This is a genomic window from Streptomyces plumbidurans (genome assembly GCF_019857225.1).
Lineage (GTDB): Bacteria > Actinomycetota > Actinomycetes > Streptomycetales > Streptomycetaceae > Streptomyces > Streptomyces plumbidurans.
Genome location: NZ_JAFJSY010000094.1, coordinates 1 through 595, shown reverse-complemented (window position 1 = coordinate 595; position 595 = coordinate 1). Strand labels below are relative to the sequence as shown.

The 595-nt window shown below is 72.8% G+C and carries 1 protein-coding gene and 1 pseudogene; both read right to left on the bottom strand.

Going from position 1 to position 595, the window contains the following annotated elements; all coding sequences use genetic code 11:
• Positions 1-363, bottom strand: a pseudogene (locus JYK17_RS35715) (hypothetical protein); the annotation flags it as partial.
• The coding region (locus JYK17_RS35710) for a LysM peptidoglycan-binding domain-containing protein (RefSeq protein ID WP_372465369.1) at positions 344-595 on the bottom strand (252 nt) is incomplete at its 5' end. The pseudogene JYK17_RS35715 and the gene JYK17_RS35710, both read right to left, overlap by 20 nt.

Below are 595 nucleotides of genomic sequence, written 5' to 3'. Positions count from 1 at the left end.
AGACGGTGACGCGCTGGCGCTGGGTTTTGGGGCGGCGGAGGCGGGTGCCGATGGCGATGCCTGATCCTGTCCGGGCTGCTCGGGCTGCTCGGGCTGCTCGGGCTGCTCGGGCTGCTCGGGCTGCTCGGGCTGCTTGGGCGGGCGGCGTGCCGGAGCGCTGGGGGCCGACGGCTGGGGTGCGGGCGTGGTGGTCTGGTCCGGCGCGGGCGTCTGGTCGGCACCCGTGCCTGCGCCCGGCTTCTGCTCGCCGTGCGGGTTCTGGCCGTCCGGGTTCTGGCCGTGCGGGGGAGTGGTCTTATGGCTGCCTGCCTCATCGTCCCGGTCCGGGTCCGTGGACGGCCGATCAGGTGGGGCGCCGGGCACGGTGACCCGCTGTCCGGGGCGGATGACGTCCGGGTCGGTGATGGGGGGGCAGCCCGTGCGGCTGAGGCGTGTCCTTGCTGGCTGCGAAGAGCTCGGGCCACTGGTCGCCGTCGCCGAGCTCTTCCTCGGCGATCTTCGACAGGTAGTCGCCGGAGTGGACGGTGACGGCGTGTTCGCTGTTCTCGTCGGCAGCTGTCGGCGTACAAGCGAACGTGCACCACCTCGTACGGAT